25 protein-coding genes are annotated in these 19,140 nt (G+C 68.3%); 9 read left to right on the forward strand and 16 right to left on the reverse strand.

Going from position 1 to position 19,140, the window contains the following annotated elements:
• Position 1: 1 nt before the first annotated feature.
• The gene (fliE, locus tag BZF57_RS16045; RefSeq protein ID WP_086739885.1) at positions 2–364 is read right to left on the reverse strand and encodes a flagellar hook-basal body complex protein FliE; all 363 of its coding nucleotides are present in this window, start codon (positions 362–364) and stop codon (positions 2–4) included.
• Positions 361–1,680 (reverse strand): sigma-54 interaction domain-containing protein, encoded by a 1,320-nt coding sequence (locus BZF57_RS16050; RefSeq protein ID WP_086739888.1) that lies wholly within the window; start codon positions 1,678–1,680, stop codon positions 361–363. Before BZF57_RS16050 ends, fliE begins: the two co-directional genes overlap by 4 nt.
• Positions 1,681–1,953: 273 nt before the next feature.
• On the opposite strand from BZF57_RS16050, the gene BZF57_RS16055 reads away from it, so the two are divergent.
• From BZF57_RS16055 to BZF57_RS20880, 4 genes are all read left to right on the forward strand, one after another.
• Positions 1,954–2,784, forward strand: coding sequence for a flagellin N-terminal helical domain-containing protein (locus tag BZF57_RS16055; protein WP_086739891.1), 831 nt, complete (start codon positions 1,954–1,956; stop codon positions 2,782–2,784).
• Between the two features lie 577 nt (positions 2,785–3,361).
• Complete coding sequence (locus BZF57_RS20875; protein ID WP_143738532.1) at positions 3,362–3,970, forward strand: hypothetical protein; 609 nt, start codon at positions 3,362–3,364, stop codon at positions 3,968–3,970.
• A 240-nt stretch (positions 3,971–4,210) separates the two neighbouring features.
• Positions 4,211–4,453 carry a hypothetical protein gene (locus tag BZF57_RS16060; protein ID WP_086739893.1) on the forward strand — a complete coding sequence of 81 codons (243 nt, stop codon included), beginning with the start codon at positions 4,211–4,213 and terminating at the stop codon, positions 4,451–4,453.
• 13 nt (positions 4,454–4,466) lie between these two features.
• The gene (locus BZF57_RS20880) at positions 4,467–5,192 is read left to right on the forward strand and encodes a hypothetical protein (RefSeq protein ID WP_143738533.1); all 726 of its coding nucleotides are present in this window, start codon (positions 4,467–4,469) and stop codon (positions 5,190–5,192) included.
• A 170-nt stretch (positions 5,193–5,362) separates the two neighbouring features.
• On the opposite strand, the gene BZF57_RS16070 is transcribed toward BZF57_RS20880, so the two are convergent.
• The 13 genes from BZF57_RS16070 to flgB form a co-directional block, all read right to left on the reverse strand.
• Positions 5,363–6,271, reverse strand: coding sequence for a flagellar motor protein MotB (locus BZF57_RS16070; protein WP_086739897.1), 909 nt, complete (start codon positions 6,269–6,271; stop codon positions 5,363–5,365).
• Between the two features lies 1 nt (position 6,272).
• Positions 6,273–7,136, reverse strand: coding sequence for a flagellar motor stator protein MotA (gene motA, locus BZF57_RS16075; protein ID WP_086739898.1), 864 nt, complete (start codon positions 7,134–7,136; stop codon positions 6,273–6,275).
• Positions 7,137–7,155: 19 nt separating this feature from the next.
• Positions 7,156–8,076, reverse strand: a complete 921-nt coding sequence (locus BZF57_RS16080) for a flagellin N-terminal helical domain-containing protein (RefSeq protein WP_086739901.1) — start codon at positions 8,074–8,076, stop codon at positions 7,156–7,158.
• A gap of 15 nt (positions 8,077–8,091) precedes the next feature.
• Positions 8,092–9,432: a flagellar hook-associated protein FlgK gene (flgK, locus tag BZF57_RS16085; protein WP_086739903.1), complete on the reverse strand. Its 1,341-nt coding sequence runs from the start codon at positions 9,430–9,432 to the stop codon at positions 8,092–8,094.
• Complete coding sequence (locus BZF57_RS16090) at positions 9,432–9,755, reverse strand: hypothetical protein (RefSeq protein ID WP_086739905.1); 324 nt, start codon at positions 9,753–9,755, stop codon at positions 9,432–9,434. The genes flgK and BZF57_RS16090 overlap by 1 nt, the downstream gene beginning before the upstream one ends.
• Positions 9,752–10,867 (reverse strand): flagellar basal body P-ring protein FlgI, encoded by a 1,116-nt coding sequence (locus BZF57_RS16095; RefSeq protein ID WP_086739907.1) that lies wholly within the window; start codon positions 10,865–10,867, stop codon positions 9,752–9,754. The genes BZF57_RS16090 and BZF57_RS16095 overlap by 4 nt, the downstream gene beginning before the upstream one ends.
• A gap of 12 nt (positions 10,868–10,879) precedes the next feature.
• Positions 10,880–11,590: a flagellar basal body L-ring protein FlgH gene (locus BZF57_RS16100; protein WP_086739910.1), complete on the reverse strand. Its 711-nt coding sequence runs from the start codon at positions 11,588–11,590 to the stop codon at positions 10,880–10,882.
• 8 nt (positions 11,591–11,598) lie between these two features.
• Positions 11,599–12,390 (reverse strand): flagellar basal-body rod protein FlgG, encoded by a 792-nt coding sequence (flgG, locus tag BZF57_RS16105; RefSeq protein ID WP_086739913.1) that lies wholly within the window; start codon positions 12,388–12,390, stop codon positions 11,599–11,601.
• A gap of 31 nt (positions 12,391–12,421) precedes the next feature.
• Entirely contained in the window at positions 12,422–13,180 is a 759-nt protein-coding gene (locus BZF57_RS16110; protein ID WP_086739916.1) for a flagellar basal body rod protein FlgF, read from the reverse strand.
• Positions 13,181–13,184: 4 nt separating this feature from the next.
• Positions 13,185–13,997, reverse strand: a complete 813-nt coding sequence (locus tag BZF57_RS16115) for a flagellar hook-basal body complex protein (protein WP_086739919.1) — start codon at positions 13,995–13,997, stop codon at positions 13,185–13,187.
• A 78-nt stretch (positions 13,998–14,075) separates the two neighbouring features.
• The gene (locus tag BZF57_RS16120) at positions 14,076–14,387 is read right to left on the reverse strand and encodes a flagellar hook assembly protein FlgD (RefSeq protein ID WP_086739921.1); all 312 of its coding nucleotides are present in this window, start codon (positions 14,385–14,387) and stop codon (positions 14,076–14,078) included.
• A complete protein-coding gene (gene flgC / locus BZF57_RS16125; RefSeq protein ID WP_086739924.1) occupies positions 14,387–14,797 on the reverse strand; it encodes a flagellar basal body rod protein FlgC in 411 nt (136 codons plus the stop codon). Before flgC ends, BZF57_RS16120 begins: the two co-directional genes overlap by 1 nt.
• Before the next feature lie 5 nt (positions 14,798–14,802).
• A complete protein-coding gene (gene flgB / locus BZF57_RS16130; RefSeq protein WP_206073285.1) occupies positions 14,803–15,156 on the reverse strand; it encodes a flagellar basal body rod protein FlgB in 354 nt (117 codons plus the stop codon).
• 233 nt (positions 15,157–15,389) lie between these two features.
• Here flgB and BZF57_RS16135 point away from each other — a divergent pair, with 233 nt between their 5' ends.
• Positions 15,390–16,058, forward strand: coding sequence for a MotA/TolQ/ExbB proton channel family protein (locus BZF57_RS16135; protein WP_086739927.1), 669 nt, complete (start codon positions 15,390–15,392; stop codon positions 16,056–16,058).
• The gene (locus BZF57_RS16140; protein WP_086739929.1) at positions 16,055–16,528 is read left to right on the forward strand and encodes a hypothetical protein; all 474 of its coding nucleotides are present in this window, start codon (positions 16,055–16,057) and stop codon (positions 16,526–16,528) included. Before BZF57_RS16135 ends, BZF57_RS16140 begins: the two co-directional genes overlap by 4 nt.
• Before the next feature lie 15 nt (positions 16,529–16,543).
• Here BZF57_RS16140 and BZF57_RS16145 read toward each other — a convergent pair whose 3' ends face one another.
• Positions 16,544–17,614 carry a GGDEF domain-containing protein gene (locus tag BZF57_RS16145; protein WP_086739931.1) on the reverse strand — a complete coding sequence of 357 codons (1,071 nt, stop codon included), beginning with the start codon at positions 17,612–17,614 and terminating at the stop codon, positions 16,544–16,546.
• A gap of 168 nt (positions 17,615–17,782) precedes the next feature.
• Between BZF57_RS16145 and BZF57_RS16150 the strand changes: the two genes are divergently transcribed.
• The 3 genes from BZF57_RS16150 to BZF57_RS16160 all read left to right on the forward strand — a co-directional run bounded on the left by BZF57_RS16150 (position 17,783) and on the right by BZF57_RS16160 (position 19,084).
• Positions 17,783–18,331, forward strand: coding sequence for a flagella basal body P-ring formation protein FlgA (locus BZF57_RS16150; protein WP_086739983.1), 549 nt, complete (start codon positions 17,783–17,785; stop codon positions 18,329–18,331).
• 80 nt (positions 18,332–18,411) lie between these two features.
• The gene (locus BZF57_RS16155; protein ID WP_086739932.1) at positions 18,412–18,717 is read left to right on the forward strand and encodes a flagellar biosynthesis anti-sigma factor FlgM; all 306 of its coding nucleotides are present in this window, start codon (positions 18,412–18,414) and stop codon (positions 18,715–18,717) included.
• A gap of 4 nt (positions 18,718–18,721) precedes the next feature.
• Complete coding sequence (locus tag BZF57_RS16160; protein ID WP_240506019.1) at positions 18,722–19,084, forward strand: flagellar protein FlgN; 363 nt, start codon at positions 18,722–18,724, stop codon at positions 19,082–19,084.
• Positions 19,085–19,140: the final 56 nt, after the last annotated feature.

Here is a 19,140-nt window from a genome sequence, read left to right on the forward strand (position 1 = left end):
ATCAGCCCCCCATCCGCATGATGTCTTGATAGGCGTTGAGGAGCTTGTTCCGCACCTGCAGCGTCGCCTCGAAGGCCACGCCCGCCTCCTGCCGCGCGAGCATCACCTGCGCGATGTCGGTCACCTGGCCGCGCTCATAGGCAACCTGCATCGCGGAGGAGTGCTCCTGCACCGCGTTGACCTGCCGCAGGGCATTGTTGAGCGTATCGGCGAAGCCCGCGCCCGGCGCCTTCGCGGGGGCGAAGGCCCTGCCCGTCTCGCTCGCCGCGCGGATATCGCGCAGCGCGGCGCTGCGGGCGAGCACCTGGCTGCGCAGCGCCATCACGTCCTCGACGCCGAACCCGATGCGACCCACCGCGCTCATGCCGCACCTCCCGCCGCGAGCATGCCTGCGCCGCGCATCGAGGCGAGCCGGTAGCGCAGCGTGCGCTCCGAGATGCCGAGGCTGCGCGCGGTCGCGGCGCGGTTACCGCCGTGGCTGGCGAGCGTTTCGAGGATCGCGCGCGCCTCGGATGCGAAGGCGACATCGGAAAGCGAGCGCTGGCCGCTCGCGGCCGGGGCGAGCGCGGGTGCGGCCACGGCGGTATCGGCCACGGCACGCACGGCGGTGTCGAACACGATATGCTCGGCCGCCAGCGCACTCGCATTGCCGGCCAGCAGGATCGCGCGGCGGATGACGTTTTCGAGCTCGCGGACATTGCCCGGCCATGCATGGCTCTCAAGCGCTTCGATGGTGTCGCGCGCGATCCAGCCCGGCTGGCCCGGTGCAGGCGCGTGGCGGAGCAGCATCGCGAAGGCGAGCGCGGCGATGTCGCCCGGGCGGTCGCGCAAGGCGGGCAGCCGCAGGGGGAAGACGTTGAGGCGGTAGAGCAGGTCCTCGCGGAAGCGTCCGGCCTCGACCTCGGCGGCCAGATGGCGGTTGGTCGCGGCGACGATGCGGACATCGACCTTGAGCGGCTTGGTGGCGCCGAGCGGGAGAATCTCGCCTTCCTGAAGCGCGCGCAGCAGCTTGGATTGCAGCGCCAGCGGCAGCTCGCCGATCTCGTCGAGCAGCAGCGTGCCGCCGTCGGCCGCGCGGAACAGGCCCTCGCCCGCTTCGGCCGCGCCGGTGAAGGCTCCCTTCTTGTGGCCGAACAGCAGGGCTTCGAGCATCGCTTCGGGCATGGCGGCACAATTGACCGCGACGAACGGGCCAGCCTCGCGCGGGGAGAGGCGGTGGACGAAGCGCGCCAGCACTTCCTTGCCGGTGCCGGTCGGGCCTTCGAGCAGAACGGGAATGTCGGAGGCGGCGATGCGCTCGGCAAGCGTCAGCAGCGCGAGCGACTGCGGATCGCCCGCGACCGGCCAGCCGCCCTGCGCCGAAGCCGCAATCAGCGCCGCGCGCGCCTGGGGGAGCGCGGCGGGATCATAGGAAAGCGAAATGCGCCCCGCTCCGTTCAGCGCGAGCACGGGCGTATCGGCGTGGTCGAGGCCGATCGCGATCTTGCCGCTGCGGGCGATGCCGGCTGCCATCGCGGGCGGCAGGTTTTCGCCGAGCACGATCCGGTCGCGCTGCCAGCGCCCGCCCATCAGCGGCACGGTCATGCCGATCAGGATATCATGCGCGCCGCCGGTGGAGGCCGCGTGGTCCGCCTCAGCCTCCGCCTTTGCGCGGCGCGTCGTGCTGATCGCCGGTTGCATCTGTTTTGCCCCTGTGTGGTTGGTCTCGGCAAAGCTCTGCCGCACACAGGCTGGACGCGAGGCAAATTTAAGCCCCCGTAGCTTTCCCTAATCGGCCTGCGACGAACACCTAGGGGCCGGGTGCCCGGGAGCGGCGGGGCTCCGACCAAATAGATTTATAGCATTGTATTTCAATATATTTTTTTCAGACTTAAACATCCGGAACGGCGGCCGCTCTATGGGCCAGCAGCGACGGGCCTGTTCGTCCTGCCTGACCATTCGGGAGTTTGAACAATGAACGTGATCAACACCAACACCTCGGCCATGCGCGCCACCAACTCGGCTGTCGCTGCCGGCAAGATGCTCGGCACCGCCATGGAGCGCCTGTCGAGCGGCAAGCGCATCAACAGCGCCGCCGACGACGCGGCCGGCCTCGCGATCGTCAACTCGATGACCTCGCAGATCCGCGGCATGCAGCAGGGCGTTCGCAACGCCAACGACGGCATCAGCCTCGCCCAGACGGCGGAAGGCGCGCTCAACGAAGTGACCAACATGCTGCAGCGCGTCCGCGAGCTGGCCGTGCAGGCCGGTTCGGACACCTACGCCGACACCGACCGCGACAACATCCAGGCGGAAGTCGACGAACTGACCGCGCAGATCGGCCAGGTCGTCTCGAACTCGGAATTCAACGGCGTGAAGCTGTTCGACGGTTCGGTCGCCACCGTGACCGTGCTGGCCGGCGCGAATGACGTCGACACCGTCGACATCACCCTCGACGACCTCACCGCGCTGACCGCTGGCGGCGGCGCTGCCGGTTCGTTCGACGTCACCGGCACCGACGGCACCAACGCCCGCGCCGCGCTGACCGACATCGACTCGGACATCGAGAGCATCAGCACCACCCGTGCGACGCTCGGTGCGAGCCAGAACCGTCTGCAGTCGGCGGTGAACAACCTCACCAACGTCTCGACCAACCTGTCCGACGCCCGTTCGCGGATCCAGGACACCGACTACTCGGCCGAAACCACCGCGCTCGCCAAGGCCCAGATCCTCGGCCAGGCCTCGACCGCGATGCTCGCCCAGGCGAACCAGTCGCAGCAGAACGTGCTGTCGCTGCTCCGCTAAGCCAGCGCCCCCACCCGCGCGCCGCCCCATTCCCCTGGGGGCGGCCCACAAAGCCCGGAGCCTCGCGGCTCCGGGCTTTTTCATGTCGTCCGGCCAGAAAAGCGGACAAAGCGGACACCGTGTCCGCTTTGGAATTTCGCGTAATTCGTCTATATTTCAACGATCTGCATCAGGTTCCGTTACGCGGACGGACACGGGGGCGCGGGCGAAAAGCGCGCCTCGGGTGGCAAACGGCCTCACGGGCCGGGCAGAACGATGGGAAAGAGCCGGGCGCATCGTAGCGGCTGGCGGACGAGTAGGAAAATCTTCCGCCGTCACCCCGTGCCTGACACGGGACTTGGCTCCCCTTGCTTCCGGACGCGAACAAGAAGCCTGACCCCGTATCAGGCACGGGGTGACGAGAGGGGAGGATGGCGGCTTCAGCCTTGCTCCGGCGAAAAACTGACGTTCAGCTATCGACCCCATAGCTGCCATCTGGAGCCAACTTCCCGGGTAATTCAATCAGACATTAAGGGGCGCATGTCATAGCCTTAGTCCTCGTTTCATTGGGGAACCCAGCGACGGTAAGGCGGCGATGATGTCGAAGCTCAAGGGGACCAGCGTGCCCATATACGCGCTGCTATCTGTGTTTACTGTTCTCGCAACGGGATGCGAGAACAGTGCGGAAGATGTCAGCGAGGCGAATGTGGCGCAGCAAAATGAACCAGACTGGAAAGCAAGCTACGAGCAGATGCTCCAATTTAAACGCGATCGCATGATTGAGTTGTCAAAAGTCTCGCCGACTTACCCGCGACCGATGCGTGATCCAAATTTCGTTGCGACTACTTACGAAGGCAAAATCGCTGTAAGGAATTCAACGAACGGCGATATGCTGGTTAGCCATTCAGGTGACAACGAGCGAATGATTGTCACTTTCGCATTTCGCCTGGACTCGGGTGAGCTTGTTTCGTTCTACAAGGTTCATCTTGCTCCAGGTTATCCTGATGAAATCGACTTTGTGCCCTATCGGATATTTGCGATCACCCACAATGCTTCGCCTTCGCCAGCGGCAATGGCTGCCCGAGAGCGAATGTCGCCGGCAATCTTTGCTCGATATCTGGCGTCAGATCCAGACTTCGTTCGCGATGAAAGCAAGAGATTCCTCGTGATCGATGCGCCGCTCGAACCAGGTGAAACCCTGATGTAATCCTGCAAAACCCTCCATTCGCCTTTCCACCCACCTGCGGTCATGAGCGTGACCAGTGCGTGATCCCGAAAGCAGCATGGCAGCCTCGCCTCCCTGCTGGAAAATTCCCGCCATTCCGAAAGCGACCCCAGAGCTGCCGTCCCCGTCACCCCGGACTTGATCCGGGGTCCGGCTTCTTCTCCACCGTCAAATCTATGGTTATGGTGCGTGCGGAACTGCCTGATGCTGAGGGGATGTTCGATGCGCTCTGATATTGCGGCTGCCGTGCTGTCACTGGCGTGCTTCGGCTTTCTGGCTCTGATGGCGTGGACTGGGAAGCTGGCGGGGATCGACAGCACCAAAGTGCGACTGTTCGCGTGGATCGTCGAAGATGTCGGCGTCGGCCAATTCGGTCGCACCGGAGCGACGGTGCTGTTTGCCAGCCTCGGACTGGCATCGATGCCGGTAGTGCTGTGGGTGCGGCGCCGGTGGTATTTCGGGTGAAAGGGATGGCGCGGTGATCTTTGGCAAGCGGCAAAGCGGACCGCTGGAGGAAGAGGCCGGAATGGCGGGGAAAAGCATGAGCAGCGGCGCGTGGATGAGTAATGTTCTCAGCAATAATCGACTTGGTGAGAAACTCGGCACGAGGACTAAGCACTTTGGGCGCGATTGGGATCCTGCAGACGAGGTTCTGCCGTCAGCTACGCAAGAGCACTTGGCTGCCCTGCGAGACTACACTCAGGGCAAGGCTGTCCGCCGAGACTTGTTCCCAGAAGCGGAGGCAGTTTTCAACGATAAGCTATTCCTTCGTGTCGGGGACATCTTCTGCTCTGCTGGATTCTTCGTCGTGCGCGGCAAGCTCGCCGAGACCCTCGCGCGGTTCGATCTTGGCGAGGGCGGGCTGATCCCGTTTCCGGTCTATCAGGCCGATCTGGCGACGCCCTATCCGGGCGAATTCTTCCTGCTCAACTTCGGCTGCATCCAGAACAGCATTCTGGTCGACCGGTGCGAGGATGCGCGCAAGTTCGTCGTCGACAAGGCCAGCGGGTTGCAGATCTGGCACATCAACCGGTCGAAATCCGCGGGCGAGGTTGTCCTGTCGCCGCGCGCGCTTGAGGGCCCCGACCTGTGGTTCGAGGAGGCGGTGCATGAAAAGCTCTTCCTGAGCGACGCGCTAGGGCAGGCGCTGCTCGACATCGGCATGGGTGAGGTGTTCCGGCTGACCCGGTGCCGGATTGCCTGAAACCCACAAAGCGTCCTGCGCATCAAGAAGGAAAAGCTGGACCCCGGATCAAGTCCGGGGTGACGGTGTGGTCGATGGCAGAAAACCACCCACCTCCGGTCAACCTGACCCGGATCGCAGTTGCTCGAAAGCTGACGCACTTCCATTAGGCAGCAGTCGGCTGCGGCGGGCTATTTCACACCCTTGCCCTTGCCCGGCGGCGATTCCGCCCCCGCTCCGCCCAGCGGCGCGCTGCGGGCGTCGAGCAGCAGGAGCGAGATGCGGCGGTTTCTCGGGTCGGCGGGGTCGTCAGTGACGAGGGGTTCGGTGTCGGCCACGCCCTCGATCCGGGCGAAGCGGGTCTGCGCCACCCCGCCCAGCACCAGCGCCTGGCGCGTCGCTTCGGCGCGGCCGGTGGAGAGCGACCAGTTGTTCGCCGCCACTCCGCTGCGCCACGGCAGCGAATCGGTGTGGCCGCGGATGATCAGCGGCGACATCTCGTCCTTCAGCGTCTCGCTCATCACCTCGAGCAGCCCGCGCGCTTCCTTGGTCAGGATCGTCGTGCCGAGCTCGAACATCGAGAAGTCGGCATTGTCCATCAGGTCGATGCGGATCCCCTCGGGCGAGCGCATCACGCGCACCTGCCGCGCGAGGTGCTTCAATTGGCGGCGCTGGACGAGCTTGCGCTCGATCTTGTCCTGCAGCTCCTTGAGCTTCTTCGAATCCATCTCGCCGCGCCCGCCCGCTTCGGAGGGCCCGCCAGTCACCCCGCGCGGGATGGTGATGGTGCGCGTGCCGGTCTGGCCCTGACGGTTGGGGTAATTGTCGGGATCGGTCAGCGAGGAGCCGCCCAGCAGTCCGTCCGCCCCGGCGCTGTTCTGCCGCATCTTGACGAGCGTGGGCGTGAAATAGTCGGCGATGCCCTTGCGCTGCTTCTCCTCGGTGGCGCCGAGCAGCCACAGCAGCAGGAAGAAGGCCATCATCGCGGTCACGAAGTCGGCATAGGCGACCTTCCACGCGCCGCCGTGGTGGCCGCCTTCGACGATAGTGATCTTCTTGACGATGATCGGGGCGGGGATCGCGCCGCCTGCGTCCGCCATGTCAGCGGCCCCGCATCATGTCGAGCAGGTCGGTCAGCTTCGGCCGGTGCGCAGGCGGCAGGCCGGCGCGCGCGGCTTCGAGCACCAGCGGCCGGGGATAGCCGTGCAGGCTGGCGATGATCACCTGCTTGATCGAATGGAAGATCTGCTGGTCGTGGGTGTTGATCTGCTTGAGCCTGCCGCCCAGCGGCGAGGCGAAGCCATAGGCGAGCAGCACCCCGAGAAAGGTCCCCACCAGTGCCGAGCCGATCATGTGGCCAAGGATCTCCGGCGGCTTGTCGATTGCGCCCATCGTCTTGATGATCCCGAGCACCGCCGCGACGATCCCGAGCGCCGGCAGCGCGTCGGCGAGGCCCTGGATCATGTGCGCGGGCTCGTCCATCTCGTGCAGCTGGGTCTTGATCGAGGCGTCGATCACGTCCTCGACCGCGTGGGTATCGAGCGTGCCCGAGGACACCACCATCAGCGTCAGCGGATCGCAGATCATGCCTGTGACGACGGGGTCGGCCTGCAGCTTGGGATATTCGGAGAACAGGGTCGATGAGCCGGGCTCGGTGACATGGCTTTCCAGCGCCACCGCGCCTTCGGAACGCAGCATCTTCATCAGCTTGGAGGTGAGCGCGATCGCGTCGATATGGTCCTGATCGCTGTAGCGCGGCCCCTTGAACACCCGCCCCAGGCCGCCGCCGAGCAGCTTGATCTCGTGCATCGAGTTGCCGATCAGAATCGCGCCCGTCGCCGCTCCGCCGATCATCATGAATTCGAGCGGAAGCGCCGCCAGCACGGGGCCCAGCGCGCCCCCTGCGAGGACGAAGCCGCCGAACACGAGGGCGAGCAGCACGACGATGCCGATGGCAGCAAACACGGGACAGGACTCCTAGGGATCAGCGCAGGGCGTCGAACAGGGTGAGCGAGCTGACCCGGGCAAAGGCCGCCTGGCTCGCTTCGAGCGCGGTCAGCGATTGCTGGAGCCGGGCGATGGCATCGGCGACATCGGTGTCGCCCACCCGCGTGCGGCGTTCGGCAAGGGCGACCCTGCGTTCGGCCTGCTGGGTTTCGACCTGCTCGACCCACGCCATGCGGGTGCCGAGGATGGTCGTTGCGCGGTTGGCGGTATCGAGCGCGGCGTCGAGCCCGGCGATCGAGGCATTGGCCGCCGCGACCGGATCGGGCGATCCGCCCTGAAGCGCGGTGGTAAGCGCGCCGAGCACGGCGAAGGCGCTGGTCGGTGTGCCGCCGAGGTCGAACTGGAACACCTCGCTGCCCGGCAGGCCACGCTCGATCGCGGTGCCCGGCGCAATCGGCACTGCGCCGCTATCGGGCGTGCCGGTGTAGGTGACGTTGCCCGCCGCATCGCGGGTGAAGGCCGCACCGGTCGATTGGCCCGCGAACAGCGGCTCTCCGGTGAGCGAGACAGCGTTCGAGCGGCTGAACAGCTCCTGCCCCAATTGCTCGAGCTCGAAAGCGATCGCGCGGCGCCCGTCAGTGCCGGTGGCGGTGCTCGCCGCCTGCACGGCCAGCTCGCGCGCGCGCTGGAGCAGGGCGGTGACCGACTGCACCTCGCTTGCCGCAGCGCCGAGATCCTGCCCGAGCCGCGCGGCGTTATCGCCCTCGACCTCGGCCAGTGCCTCGCGGCGGGCGACCGAGCGCAGCTGCGCGGCCGCGGCGGGATCCTGCGATCCGCGCTCGAACTTGCGGCCCGTGGCGATCTGGGTGCGGGTGCGCTCGATCCCGGCCCGCAGGTCCGCCATCTGGGCGAGCGAGCGGTTGAAGAACGAACCTGCCGAATTGGTGATCGAACCCATGTCCTGCGCGCTCCCTTACCTGAGTTCCAGAATCGTATCGAACAGCTGCGCGGCGACCTGGATCACCCGGCTGTTCGCCTCGAACGCCTGTTGCAGCCGCACGAGATTGGCCGCCTCGCTGTCGAGATCGACGCCGGTCTCGCGCAGCAGCTCGGCCTCGGCGCTGGCGGCGACGACGCTAAGCCCGTCCTTGCGGGTTTCGAGCGCGGAGACCTTGCTCGACAGGCCGAGCAGCAGCGTGTCGGTGCCGGTGATCGGCCCGGTGGAGGAGCCGAGCGCGTCGATCAGCGCGGCGAGGTTGGTGGTGTCGCGGCTACCCGCCGGAGCGCCAGCCGGCGCAGTCGCAAGGCCATCGGCCGAGGCGAGCACCATCGTGATGCTGCCCGCGCCCGTGCCGGCGAACAGCGGCTGGCCGGGATTGCCGTCCAGACCGACGCCGTTCGCCTGCGCGGTGTTCGAAAGCGTGATCGCCGAGACCGCGAGGGCATCGAGACCGGACTGCACGCCCGCCATCTCGGTCAGCGCGGCAGCGCGCCCCGCCATCGCCCCGCCAGCGGGGACGAAGCTGGTCGCCCCGACCGTGAAGGTCACGGTGCCATCGGCGGCGAAGGTGGTCGCCAGCGTGTTCGCCGAACCGCCTGTGACCAGCGAGACCGGCGGCGTGCCGTTGATCGTCACATCGGCGGTGCCGTTGGCGTTGATGACCGGCGTGATCCCGAATTCCTTGGCGAGGCCCCGCAGCGCCTTGTCGCGCGCATCGAGCAATGCCGCGCGACCCGCGGTGCCATCGCGCGAACCGGCGATATCGGCGTTGACCTTGGCGAGCTCGGCTGCAAGTTCGTTGACCGTCAGTGTCTTGGCGCCGACTTCGGCCTGCACCAGATTGCGCGCATTGGCGAGCGTGCCGTTGGCGATCCGGAAATTGCCCGCCATCTTGCGCGAGGCTTCCAGCGCGGCAAGGCGCAGGGCAGGCTCGGTCGGGTTGTTCTGGAGCCGGGTGAGCGCCGCCTCGTAATCGACCAGGCCGCTATAGACTCCCGAGGTCTCGAGCGCGCTTTCGGCCTCTTTCATGGCGAAGAATTCCGCTTCCGCCGCCGACATGGCCGAGGAGGAGTCGCGCGCCTGCCGCTGCACCAGACCGCTCTCGGCCCGCTCGATCACCCCGGGCTTCACCCCGCCGAGCGAGTCCAGCGCGTTGGCGCCGATCGATCCGGTCATCACCAGCTCGCCCTGCGTCAGGGTGCGGCGCGAATAGTTGGCGTTTTCGGCATTCGCGATGTTCTGCGCCGTCAGCTCGAGGCTGCGGCGGGTCGCGGTGAGGCCCGAACGGCCGATGGTGAAGATCGCGGTAGGCATCAGCTATCCTTTTGCACCGGAAGGTATTGCGCGAGGCTCGCCTCGATACTGCGGGCAAACCCGAAGGCCCCGGATGCGGCGGCGATGTCGGCGAAGTGCTCGTCGCGCATCGCCTCGAACTGCTTGAGCCCGCCGCCGGTGAGCGGGGTCTCCTCGGAGAAGCTCGCAGCGCGCGCACTGGCGAGCATCTTGCGCACCATGATCGCCTCGAAGCCCTCAGCCGCCTTGCGCAGCGCGGCCCGCTCCGGGGAGACCGAATCTCCGGGACGAACCGCGCTGCCGGCGGCTGCGACCGGGCGGTAAGGGGCAACCGGCCCGGTCACAGCACAACCATTTCGGCTTGCAGGCTGCCGGCCTGCTTCAGGCTTTCGAGGATCACCACCAGATCGGAGGCCCCGACGCCCAGCAGGTTCAGCGCATCGACGATATCGTTGAGGGAGGCCGCGCCCGGCAGATAGGCGACGCGGCTGGATTCTTCCGAGACGCTGATGTCGGAGGATTGCTCGACCGCGGTCTGCCCCTGGCTGAAGGGCGCGGGCTGGACGACCGTGGGGTTCTCGTCGATCCGGATCACGACCTTGCCGTGGCTGACCGCAGCAGGGGCGAGGCGGACCGCGTCGTTGATAACGACCGTGCCGGTGCGGCTGTTGACGATCACGCGCGCGGCCACCGGCGCGGGGTTGACGGCGAGCATCTCGATCTCGGCCATCATGCCCGAACGCTCGTTGTTGCCCGGCGGCAGGGCGAGCGCGATGCTCACCCCGTCGGCGATGCTGGCGATGCCGGGGAAGCGGGCGTTGATCGCGTCGCGCACGCGGGCGGCGGTCAGGAAATCGGCCTGGTGGAGGTTGAAGCGCAGCGTCGGGGAGGTGTCGAACCCAGTCGCCACGGCACGCTCGACGCTCGCCCCTTCGGCGATGCGGCCGACGGTCGCGACATTGACGCTGACCTGCGAACCGTCACGCCCGGTGACGCCTAGGCCGCCCACGGCGACATTGCCCTGCGCCATCGCGTAGATCTGCCCGTCCGCGCCGTAGAGCGGGGTCAGCACCAGCGCGCCGCCTCTCAGCGAAGACGCCTGTCCCAGCGTGGCTACCGTGATGTCGATCCGCTGCCCCGGCTTGGCGAAGGCGGGAAGCTCGGCCGTCACGATCACCGCCGCCGCATTGCGCAGCGTCGGGCTCACCCCCGGCGGCAGCGGCAGGCCGAGCCGGCCGGAGACCCCGCGCATCGCTTCGGTGGTGTAGGCGAGGTTGTTGTCGCCCGTGCCCTGCAGGCCGACGACGATGCCGTAGCCGGTCAGCTGGTTGGCGCGCAGCCCTTCGAACTGGCCGAGATCGCGGATGCGCTCGGCATGGGCGGTGCCCGGGATCTGCCCGGCGACGAGCGCGATCAGCAGATAGAGGATCGGCGCGAGGATGCGGATGCGGTTCATGGCGTCCCCCCCTCAGAACGGTGAGACGAAGTTGAAGAACCGGCTCAGCCAGCCCGGACGGCTCGCCTGCTGCACCGCGCCCTTGCCCGAATAGATGATCCGGGCATTGGCGACCTGCGAGGAGGCGAGGCGGTTGTCGCTGTCGATATCGACCAGCCGGATGCGGCCGGCGAATTGCACCCACTCGTCACCCTGGCTGAGCATCATCTGCTTTTCTCCGACCACTTCGGCAGTCCCGTTGGGGTAGATCGCGGCGATGGTCACCGCGACCGCACCATTCAGACGGCTCTGCTGCGCGGCATTGCCTGCCCCCGTGAACGACCCTTCGGCCGCAGCTTTAAGGGCTTCGGGGTCGAGGAAGTTGAGCGGACCCTTGGTCGGCGGGGTGATTCCGAAGCTGCCTTCGCGGCTGGTCTTGCCGCTGGTGCTCTTGGCGGTGGTGGTCGCCTCGGTGAGGATGATCGTCACCATGTCGCCCAGCTGGCGGGCGCGGGTGCCGGTGACGAGCCCGGCATAGCCGTTGCTCGCCTGGAAGATCGCCCCCGCGCTCGCGGGCTGCGCTGCAGTTACGGGCGCGGCATAGGGGTCGGCGGAATTGGCGGCGGTCAGCGCCGGGCCGGGGGGCGGGGGTGCGGTGAAGCCGGCCTGCGGGCCCTTGCCGCCGCCCATGCAGGCGGACAGCAGCAGCGGCAGCGCGGCGAGCGCGAGGGTGCGGTGGGTCATGGCTGGCCTCACAGCGTCTGGTTGGCGTTGCGCAGCATCTCGTCGACCGCGCTCACCATCTTGGAATTGATCTCGTAGGCGCGCTGGGCTTCGATCATCTCGACCAGCTCCTCGACCACGTTGACGTTCGAGGCCTCGAGCATCCCCTGCCGGATCTGCCCGCGCCCGTTCTCGCCCGCAAAGCCGACTTCAGCGGGGCCGGAAGCGGCAGTCTCGACGAGGAAGTTGTCACCGATCGCGCGCAGGCCGGCCGGGTTGACGAAGCTCGCCACCGAAAGCTGGCCGAGCTGCGTCGGCTCGGCATTGCCCGGGGTCAGCGCGGTCACGGTGCCATCGGGGGCGATGGTGACCGACTGCGCGCCGGCGGGGATCTGGATCGGCGGCTGGAGCGCATAGCCCTGTGCGGTGATCAGCGTGCCGTCGTTCGAGAGGGTGAAATTGCCCGCGCGGGTGTAGCCGGGCTGGCCGCCGCCCGGCAGTTCGACCTGGAAGAATCCGTCGCCATCGAGCGCGATGTCGAGGTTGTTGCCGGTGGGGTTCATGTTCCCCTGCGTTCCGATCCGCGTCGTGCCCTGGATCTGCACCCCGGTGCCGAGGTTGAGGCCGACGGCATAGGCGGTCTGCCCGGTCGAGGCCTGCCCGGCGACACGCTGCTCCTGATAGGCGAGCGTCGCGAAGTCCGCGCGGTCGCGCTTGAAGGCGGTGGTGCCGATGTTGGCGAGGTTGTTGGCGATGACGCGCATCCGCGCATCCTGCGCCTCGAGGCCGGTGCGGGCGACGTGAAGGGCGGAAGTGGGCATGGGTCAGGTCTCCTTGGGAACTTGGGTAGGGTCAGCGCAGCGCCATCAGGCCGCTGCCGGCCTCGTCGAGCGCGCCTGCGGTGGCGATGATCTTGGCGCGCTGTTCGAAGGCGCGCTGCGCCTCGATCATCTGCACCAGCGTATCGGCGGTCTCGACGTTGGACATCTCGAGCGATCCGGGGGTGAGGCGCGCGGTGAGGTCGGGCGGCAGGACGCCGGTTCCTCCGGCAGCAGTCGGCACCTTCAGAAAGCCGTCGATCCCCTTGGCGAGCGGGCTGCCTTCGGGATTGACCAGCCGGATGCGGCCGACCGGCTCGGCGGCGGTGCCGGGCGCGGCGGGGTCTGCGGCGAGCACCGTACCGTCGGCAGCGATGCTGAGGCCGAAGCCCGGCGGCACCGTGATCGGCGCGCCGCCCTCGCCCAGCACCGCCAGCCCCTCGCCGTTCTCGAGCACGCCGGTCGCGCCGACGCGCAGGTCGCCGCGGCGCGAGTAGACCTCGCCCTGCCGGTCGGGGGACTGAAACGCGATCAGCGCCTTGCCCTCGAGCGCGACGTCGAGCGGGTTGCCGGTCGGCACCACCCGCGCCGCCGTCATGTCCGCCCCGCGCACATTGCCGCGCGCGGGCGCACGGGCTTCGAGCGAGCCGTTCACGAGCGTTGCCGGCGTGACCGCGAAGATTTCCTGGCGAAAGCCCGGCGTCGAGGCGTTGGCGAGGTTGTTCGCCACCACCCGCTGCCGGTCCATCGCCGCGTTCATCGCGGTCAAAGCGGTGTAGATCAGCCGGTCCACGAGCTTACGAACGCAGGTTCAGCACGGTTTGCGAGATCTGCGTGGCGGTGTCGATCGCCTTGGCATTCGCCTGGAAATTGCGCTGCGCGGTCAGCAGCGAGACCATTTCCTCGGCCAGATCGACGTTCGAGCGTTCGAGCGCGCCGCTGATCATCTTGCCATAGGTGCCGACACCCGGATTGCCGAACACCGCCACGCCGGATTCGCCGGTCGCCTGCCACTTGGTCTGGCCCACGGTGCGCAGGCCGTTGGGAGCCGGGAAGGTGGCGAGCGCGACCTGGCCGACCGGCTCGGTCGTGCCATCGGCATAGGCCGCGATCACCGTGCCGCGCACGTTGATTGTGACGTTGGCGAGCGTCGCGCCCGCGCCGTTGGTGAGCGGCACGTTGACATCGGCCGGGGTGGTCGAGGTCGGGTTGCCCGCCGCGTCGACCGGATAGGCCTGGAGGCGGTTGCCCCAGGAATCCTCGAGCCCGCCGGTGGCCGTCAGGCGGAAGTTGCCGTTGCGGGTGTAGCTGACATCGCCCGACAGCGGGTTCGACAGCGCGAAGAACCCGTCGCCGTCGATCGCGAGATCGAGGCTGCGGCCGGTCTGTTCGAGCGGGCCGAGCACGAAGTCCTGCGTGATCCCGGCGATCGTCGCGCCGATGCCCGGGCTGCGGCGCGGGTCAGTCGAGGAACCGGTGGCGACGAGGTCGGCGAACTGCACCGAGCTCTTCTTGAAGCCCACGGTTTCGGCGTTGGCGATGTTGTGGGCGATGACGCGCAGGTCGGTCTCGGCATTCTTGAGGCCGGACAGCGAAGTGAAGAACGACATGGGGGCTTATTCCTCTTGGCTGGGGAAGGGACGGGATCAGGATTGGGGGGCGGTGACTGCGCGCGCAGCAGCTTGCGCTCAGGCAGGAGGCCGCAAAGCGGCCTCTTGGGCGGCGATCAGGCGGTCGAGCTTGGCCGAGATCTGCTCCAGCGTGGCGCCGCTTTCCGTCTGCGCAGCGAGCGCGGAGAACTGCGCCATCTGGGCGAGCATATCCTTGTTGTCGGTCGGCTCGAGCGGGTCCTGCTGCGACAGCTGGGTCGTCAGCAGCTTCAGGAAATCGGCTTGGCCGAGCGACTGCGTCGCCCCCTTCAGCCGTGAGGGCGTATTCAGCCGGTCGAGTGTCGCCTGCGTGGCGGCGCTGGTGGTGTTGGTGGTCGTGGTGGTGGTCATCACTGGCTCCTCAGGGTTTCGAGCATCAGCTGCTTGGCGGTCTGGAGCGCCTGCACCAGGTTCTGGTACTGGCGCGCGCTCTCCATGATCTCGACCATCTCGCCGGTCTCATCGACGGCGGCCTCGAAGACGTTGCCGTCCTTGTCGGCGAGCGGGTGCGAAGGGTCGTAGCGCTTGGTCGGGGCGGTCTCGGAGCGCACCAGCGTGCCTGCGGTGACGCCCGCGAGGCCCGAGGCGCGGTCGAGCTCGACCGAGAAGACGGCGCGGATCGGACGGTAGGCGCCCTCTTCGGTGGAGGAGACCGACCCCGCGTTGGCGAGGTTCGAGGTCGCCGCGTTCATCCGCACCATCTGCGCGCTCATGGCGCGGGTGGTGAGGCTGAACAGCGTCATGGGGGTGCGATCGGGCATCGGCCTCACTCGCCCTTCAGCGCGCGGGTGATGGTGCTGACCTTGCCCTGCACGAAGCTGAGCGTTGCCGAATAGGCGACCGCGTTTTCGGCGAAGGCGACCTGTTCGCGGTTCAGCTCGACCGTGTTGCCATCGAGCGAGGGCATGGTCGAATTGCGCCACACCATCCCGGCATCGGGGTTGGCGACCGTCACCCCACGCTCGCGCGCCAGCCGGGCATCGAGCGCGGCGTTGAAATCGATGTCGCGCGCCTTGTAGCCGGGGGTGGCGGCATTGGCGATGTTGGAGGCAATCACCCCCATGCGCTCGGAACGCAGGGTGAGCGCGGCGCCGTGGATACCGAAAAGTCGCTCGTTCACGCGTATGGACTCCTGTCTGCAGCGGGGCACGCCCGCCGGGTCGCGACCGGTTCAGCAGGAAGTGTGCCAAACCCGCGCCACGCGGGAGGCTAGGGCGGGGGCGGGCGCAGACCGGCAGGCTTTTGCCGCCCGCCTGCCCTCGCCTTGGCAAGCCCCTGCCGCTGCGGCGTGCCGGCTTAATTCCCCTTCCCGGCGACCGTTCTGGAGGAGGTCATCACCAGGAGGACTCCGCCATGCCGCCCACACTTTCGTCGCTGTTCGATCCCGGTGCGCTGGCGATCGTGGTCGCCGGAACGGTCCTCGCCACGGTGGCGCGCACGGGCTGGCGCGATTTCGGCGAGGCGCTGCGCTCCGCCGGCGGCCTGCTGCGCCGCGGCTTTTCGAGCGAGGCCAACCGCAAGGCGCTGGCGCAGGCAGTGAGCGCGATCCAGCGCGACGGGCCGCGCCGGGCCGATCCGATGCTGCCGCCCGACCGCGCGCTCGGCCTGATGCTCGAGACCTATCTGCGCCACGGCGCGCTCGAGCCGCTGGCCAGCATCCGCCGCGCCGAACGCGCGCTTGACGAGGCGCGCCGCGTCAATGCCGCGCAGGTGTTCGGCTGGGCGGGCGAGCTCGCCCCGGTGTTCGGGCTGATCGGCACGCTCTACGGCTTCACCCAGCTCACCCCCCATCCCGATGCCGCGGCCACCACGACGATCATGGCCGCGATCTCGACCGCGGTGCTGACCTCGCTCTACGGCGCGCTGATCGCGCATCTGGTGTGCTACCCCGTCGCCAGCGCGATCGAGCGGCGCGGCAATGATGACGAACGCGAGCGCGAGGCGCTGGCCGACTGGTTCGTCGCGCAGATCGAGCGCAACCCGGCACAGGGCCCGCGCCCGCACCTGCGGGGCGTGGCATGACCCACGTTCTCTCGCCCTCGCGCGGGCGGCACGGATGGCAGATCATCCTCGCCGATCTCGCGCTGATCCTGTTCCTGCTGACACTCTCCGCGCTGCCCGCTGCCGAGGCCGAGACCGGCCGCAGGCTTGCCGCGCGCGCGGTGCAGGAACAGACCACGCGCAAGGAAACCCGGCCCGAAGTCGCCGCCGCGCAGGCGCTGTTCCGCCCCGTGGCGGGCGGGCCGAGCCTGGGCGAATGGCTGAAGACGCAGGCCCCCGATCCGCGCGCGACGCTGACAATCTTCGCGATCTACGCCAAGGGCGGCGAGGCGGCGGCCTGGGCCCGGACCGAGGCGCTCGCCGCCGAAGCCCGCGCAGGCGGTGCGCGGGTGCGCACGATCATCGCCGCAGGCCCGGCCGACGAGATCTGGGCGAGCCTCGCCTATGATGCCAAGATGGCCGACGGAGAAAGGAGCGGCGGCGCGTCCTGACCGGCGCGCCTCTGCTCAGCCGAGTTCGACGCGGTTGCGGCCGAGCTGCTTGGCCCGGTAGAGCGCCGCATCCGCCCTTCCCAGCGCGCCGCGCGTGTCGGCATCGGGGCCGACCTCAGCCACGCCGCCTGAGAAGGTGATTTTGCCGAAAGGCTGGCCGGTGTCGCGGTTCATCAGCATCCGTGCCGCCTGGGCTCGGCGGATCGCATCGAGCCGGCCCTTGGCCGCTTCCTTGTCGAGCCCGTAGAACAGCAGCACGAATTCCTCCCCGCCGTGACGCGCGGTAAAGCACGAATCGCCCGCCATCTCGCGGAAGCTCGCCGCCAGCGCGCACAGCACGCGGTCGCCCGCGGCATGGCCGTGGCGGTCGTTGACCTGCTTGAAGTTGTCGACATCGCAGAAGGCGATGCTGAGCGGCTTGGCCGAGGCGCGCGCCTCGATCGCGGCGGTGACGAGCTGGCGTTCGAAGGCGCGGCGGTTGGGCAGGCGGGTGAGATGGTCGACATCGGCCTCGCTGCGGGCCTGGGCGAGGTTTTCGCGCAGCCGGTCGATCTCGACCTCGCTGCGCGCCATGGCCGCCTCGACCTGCTCGATCCGCGCCAGCATCGCGCGCGACAGTTCGATCACGTGTGCCAGCCCGTCCGGCCCGGCGAGGGTTTCGATCTGCTCGCCGATCGCACCGCGGTGGCCGCTGGTCTCGCTCTGCGCCTCGCGCGCGGTTTCGGCAAAGCGGGTGAGCGCATATTCGAGCTTGTCCGACAGCGTCTCCAGCGCGGCGATGCGGTTGTGCCCGTCAGGGTCGAGCCGCGCGACGGTATCGAGCCAGCGCTGGTCGATCGGCTCGCCCGCCGCCTCGCGCTGCACCAACGCACTGGCAAGTTCGGGGCTCGATCCCGACAGGGCGCCGCAGATCGCCGCCATATTGGCTGCGGTTACATCGAGATCATGCCGCGCCACGAAGTCGCCGATCCGCTCGAGCAATTCGCGCCGGGCCTCATGGGCGCGGGTGCCTGCAACAGGAGCGGCCTGGGATACCGCCTTGGCGCGGGCTCGGGTGGCGCGGGAAAATCCGGAAGAAAAAACCATCGGGAGGCGTGTCGCAGGCAAAGGTGGAAGTCGATGAAGCGAAGCCTAGCGGCTTATGCTTAAGCGCCTTGCCGTCCCAGCCTCGGGAGAATGCCTAGTTTGGCGCTTGGCATGGCCCTTGCTCCGTTCCGGAACGATATTCCGCGTTACAACAAGGATGCATGCCCGATGGAGACCCCCACGAACTGGACGCATGGCTGGCGGCTGAGCCCGCTGGTGCTCCCGATGCTGCTGCCTTTGTGCGATCCCGACGCCGGGGCGCAGACCCGCGCGGCAGCGACCGATCCGGCGATGATCGACCGCGCCGTGGCCGACTTCACTGGCGCTGCCATCGGTGCCCCCGGCGGCGCGCGCATGGCGAGCGACCCGCGGCTCCAGCTTGCGCCGTGCGGCGGGCCGCTGGCGGTGAGCTGGCACACGCCCGCGCGCACCGCGGTGCTGGTCGAATGTCCGGGGCCGGCAAGCTGGCGGATCTTCGTCGCCATCGCCCCGGCGCAAGGCCAGTCCGCCGCTGCCCGCGCCGCAACGCCTGCCGTCAAGCGGGGCGAGGCCGTGACGGTGGTCGTGCGAGGGCGCGGGTTCAGCGTCCAGAAGCCGGGCGAAGCGATGGAGGCGGGCGCGGTCGGCGACTGGATCACCGTGCGCACCGGCCCCAAGGCCGAGGGCCTGCGCGCCCGTATCGAGCGCCCCGGTCTCGTCGTCATTCCCGCCGACTGAACGCCGCCGTCCCCGCCCCCTTAAACACCCGCCCCTGCTGCCGTTCTCGCCCGCAGAGACCTGATCGAAGGACAACCGCCATGCCCTCTGTCGAACTGAGCAAATTGCCTGCCGTCGGCGCCGCCCGCGCCGTCAGCGCCGGCGAGCGCGCGCAGATCGAAGCGCGCCCCCGCACCGCCGCCGCGGCCCCGTCAGGCGCCGTCACGCCCGGCGTCAGCCTCGAGGTGAGCACCGCCAGCGAAGCCCCGACCCCGCCGATCGATGCCGAGCGTGTGAGCCAGATCAAGGCCGCGCTGCAGGACGGCTCCTACCCGCTGGTGCCGACCAAGATCGTCGACGCGATGATCGCCGCGCAGGTCAGCCTGTCGCTGCCCGAGCGGAGCTGAGCGCGTGCCCGATATCCTCGTCCCCGCCCGCCGCCCACTCGCACCCGTTGCCCCCAGTCCGCTGGCGGCAGGATTGCGGCAGATGATTGCCGTCCTCGAACGCGAGCGGCAAGCGCTTGCCGCGCTCGATGCCGATGGGCTGATCGGGGCCGCGCGCGAGAAGGACCTTCTGTGCGACGAGCTCGCCGCAATCGGCCCGCAGGTGCTCGACGGCGAGACCCGCAGCCTTGCCGAGACCGCGCGCCAGCTGAACGAGGTCAACCGCCGGGTGCGCAACCTGCTCGCCGCCAATGTCGCCGCGCGGATCGAGGCCCTCGGCGGCGCGCGCCGGATGCCGCGCGCCACCTACACCCCTGCAAGAGCCTAGGGTTCCTACCTAGGGCCGCGCGGCCCGAACTGGCACACCGTTTGCACTATCCGCCT

Origin of the sequence: Erythrobacter colymbi (genome assembly GCF_002155685.1) — a bacterium.
GTDB lineage: Bacteria > Pseudomonadota > Alphaproteobacteria > Sphingomonadales > Sphingomonadaceae > Erythrobacter > Erythrobacter colymbi.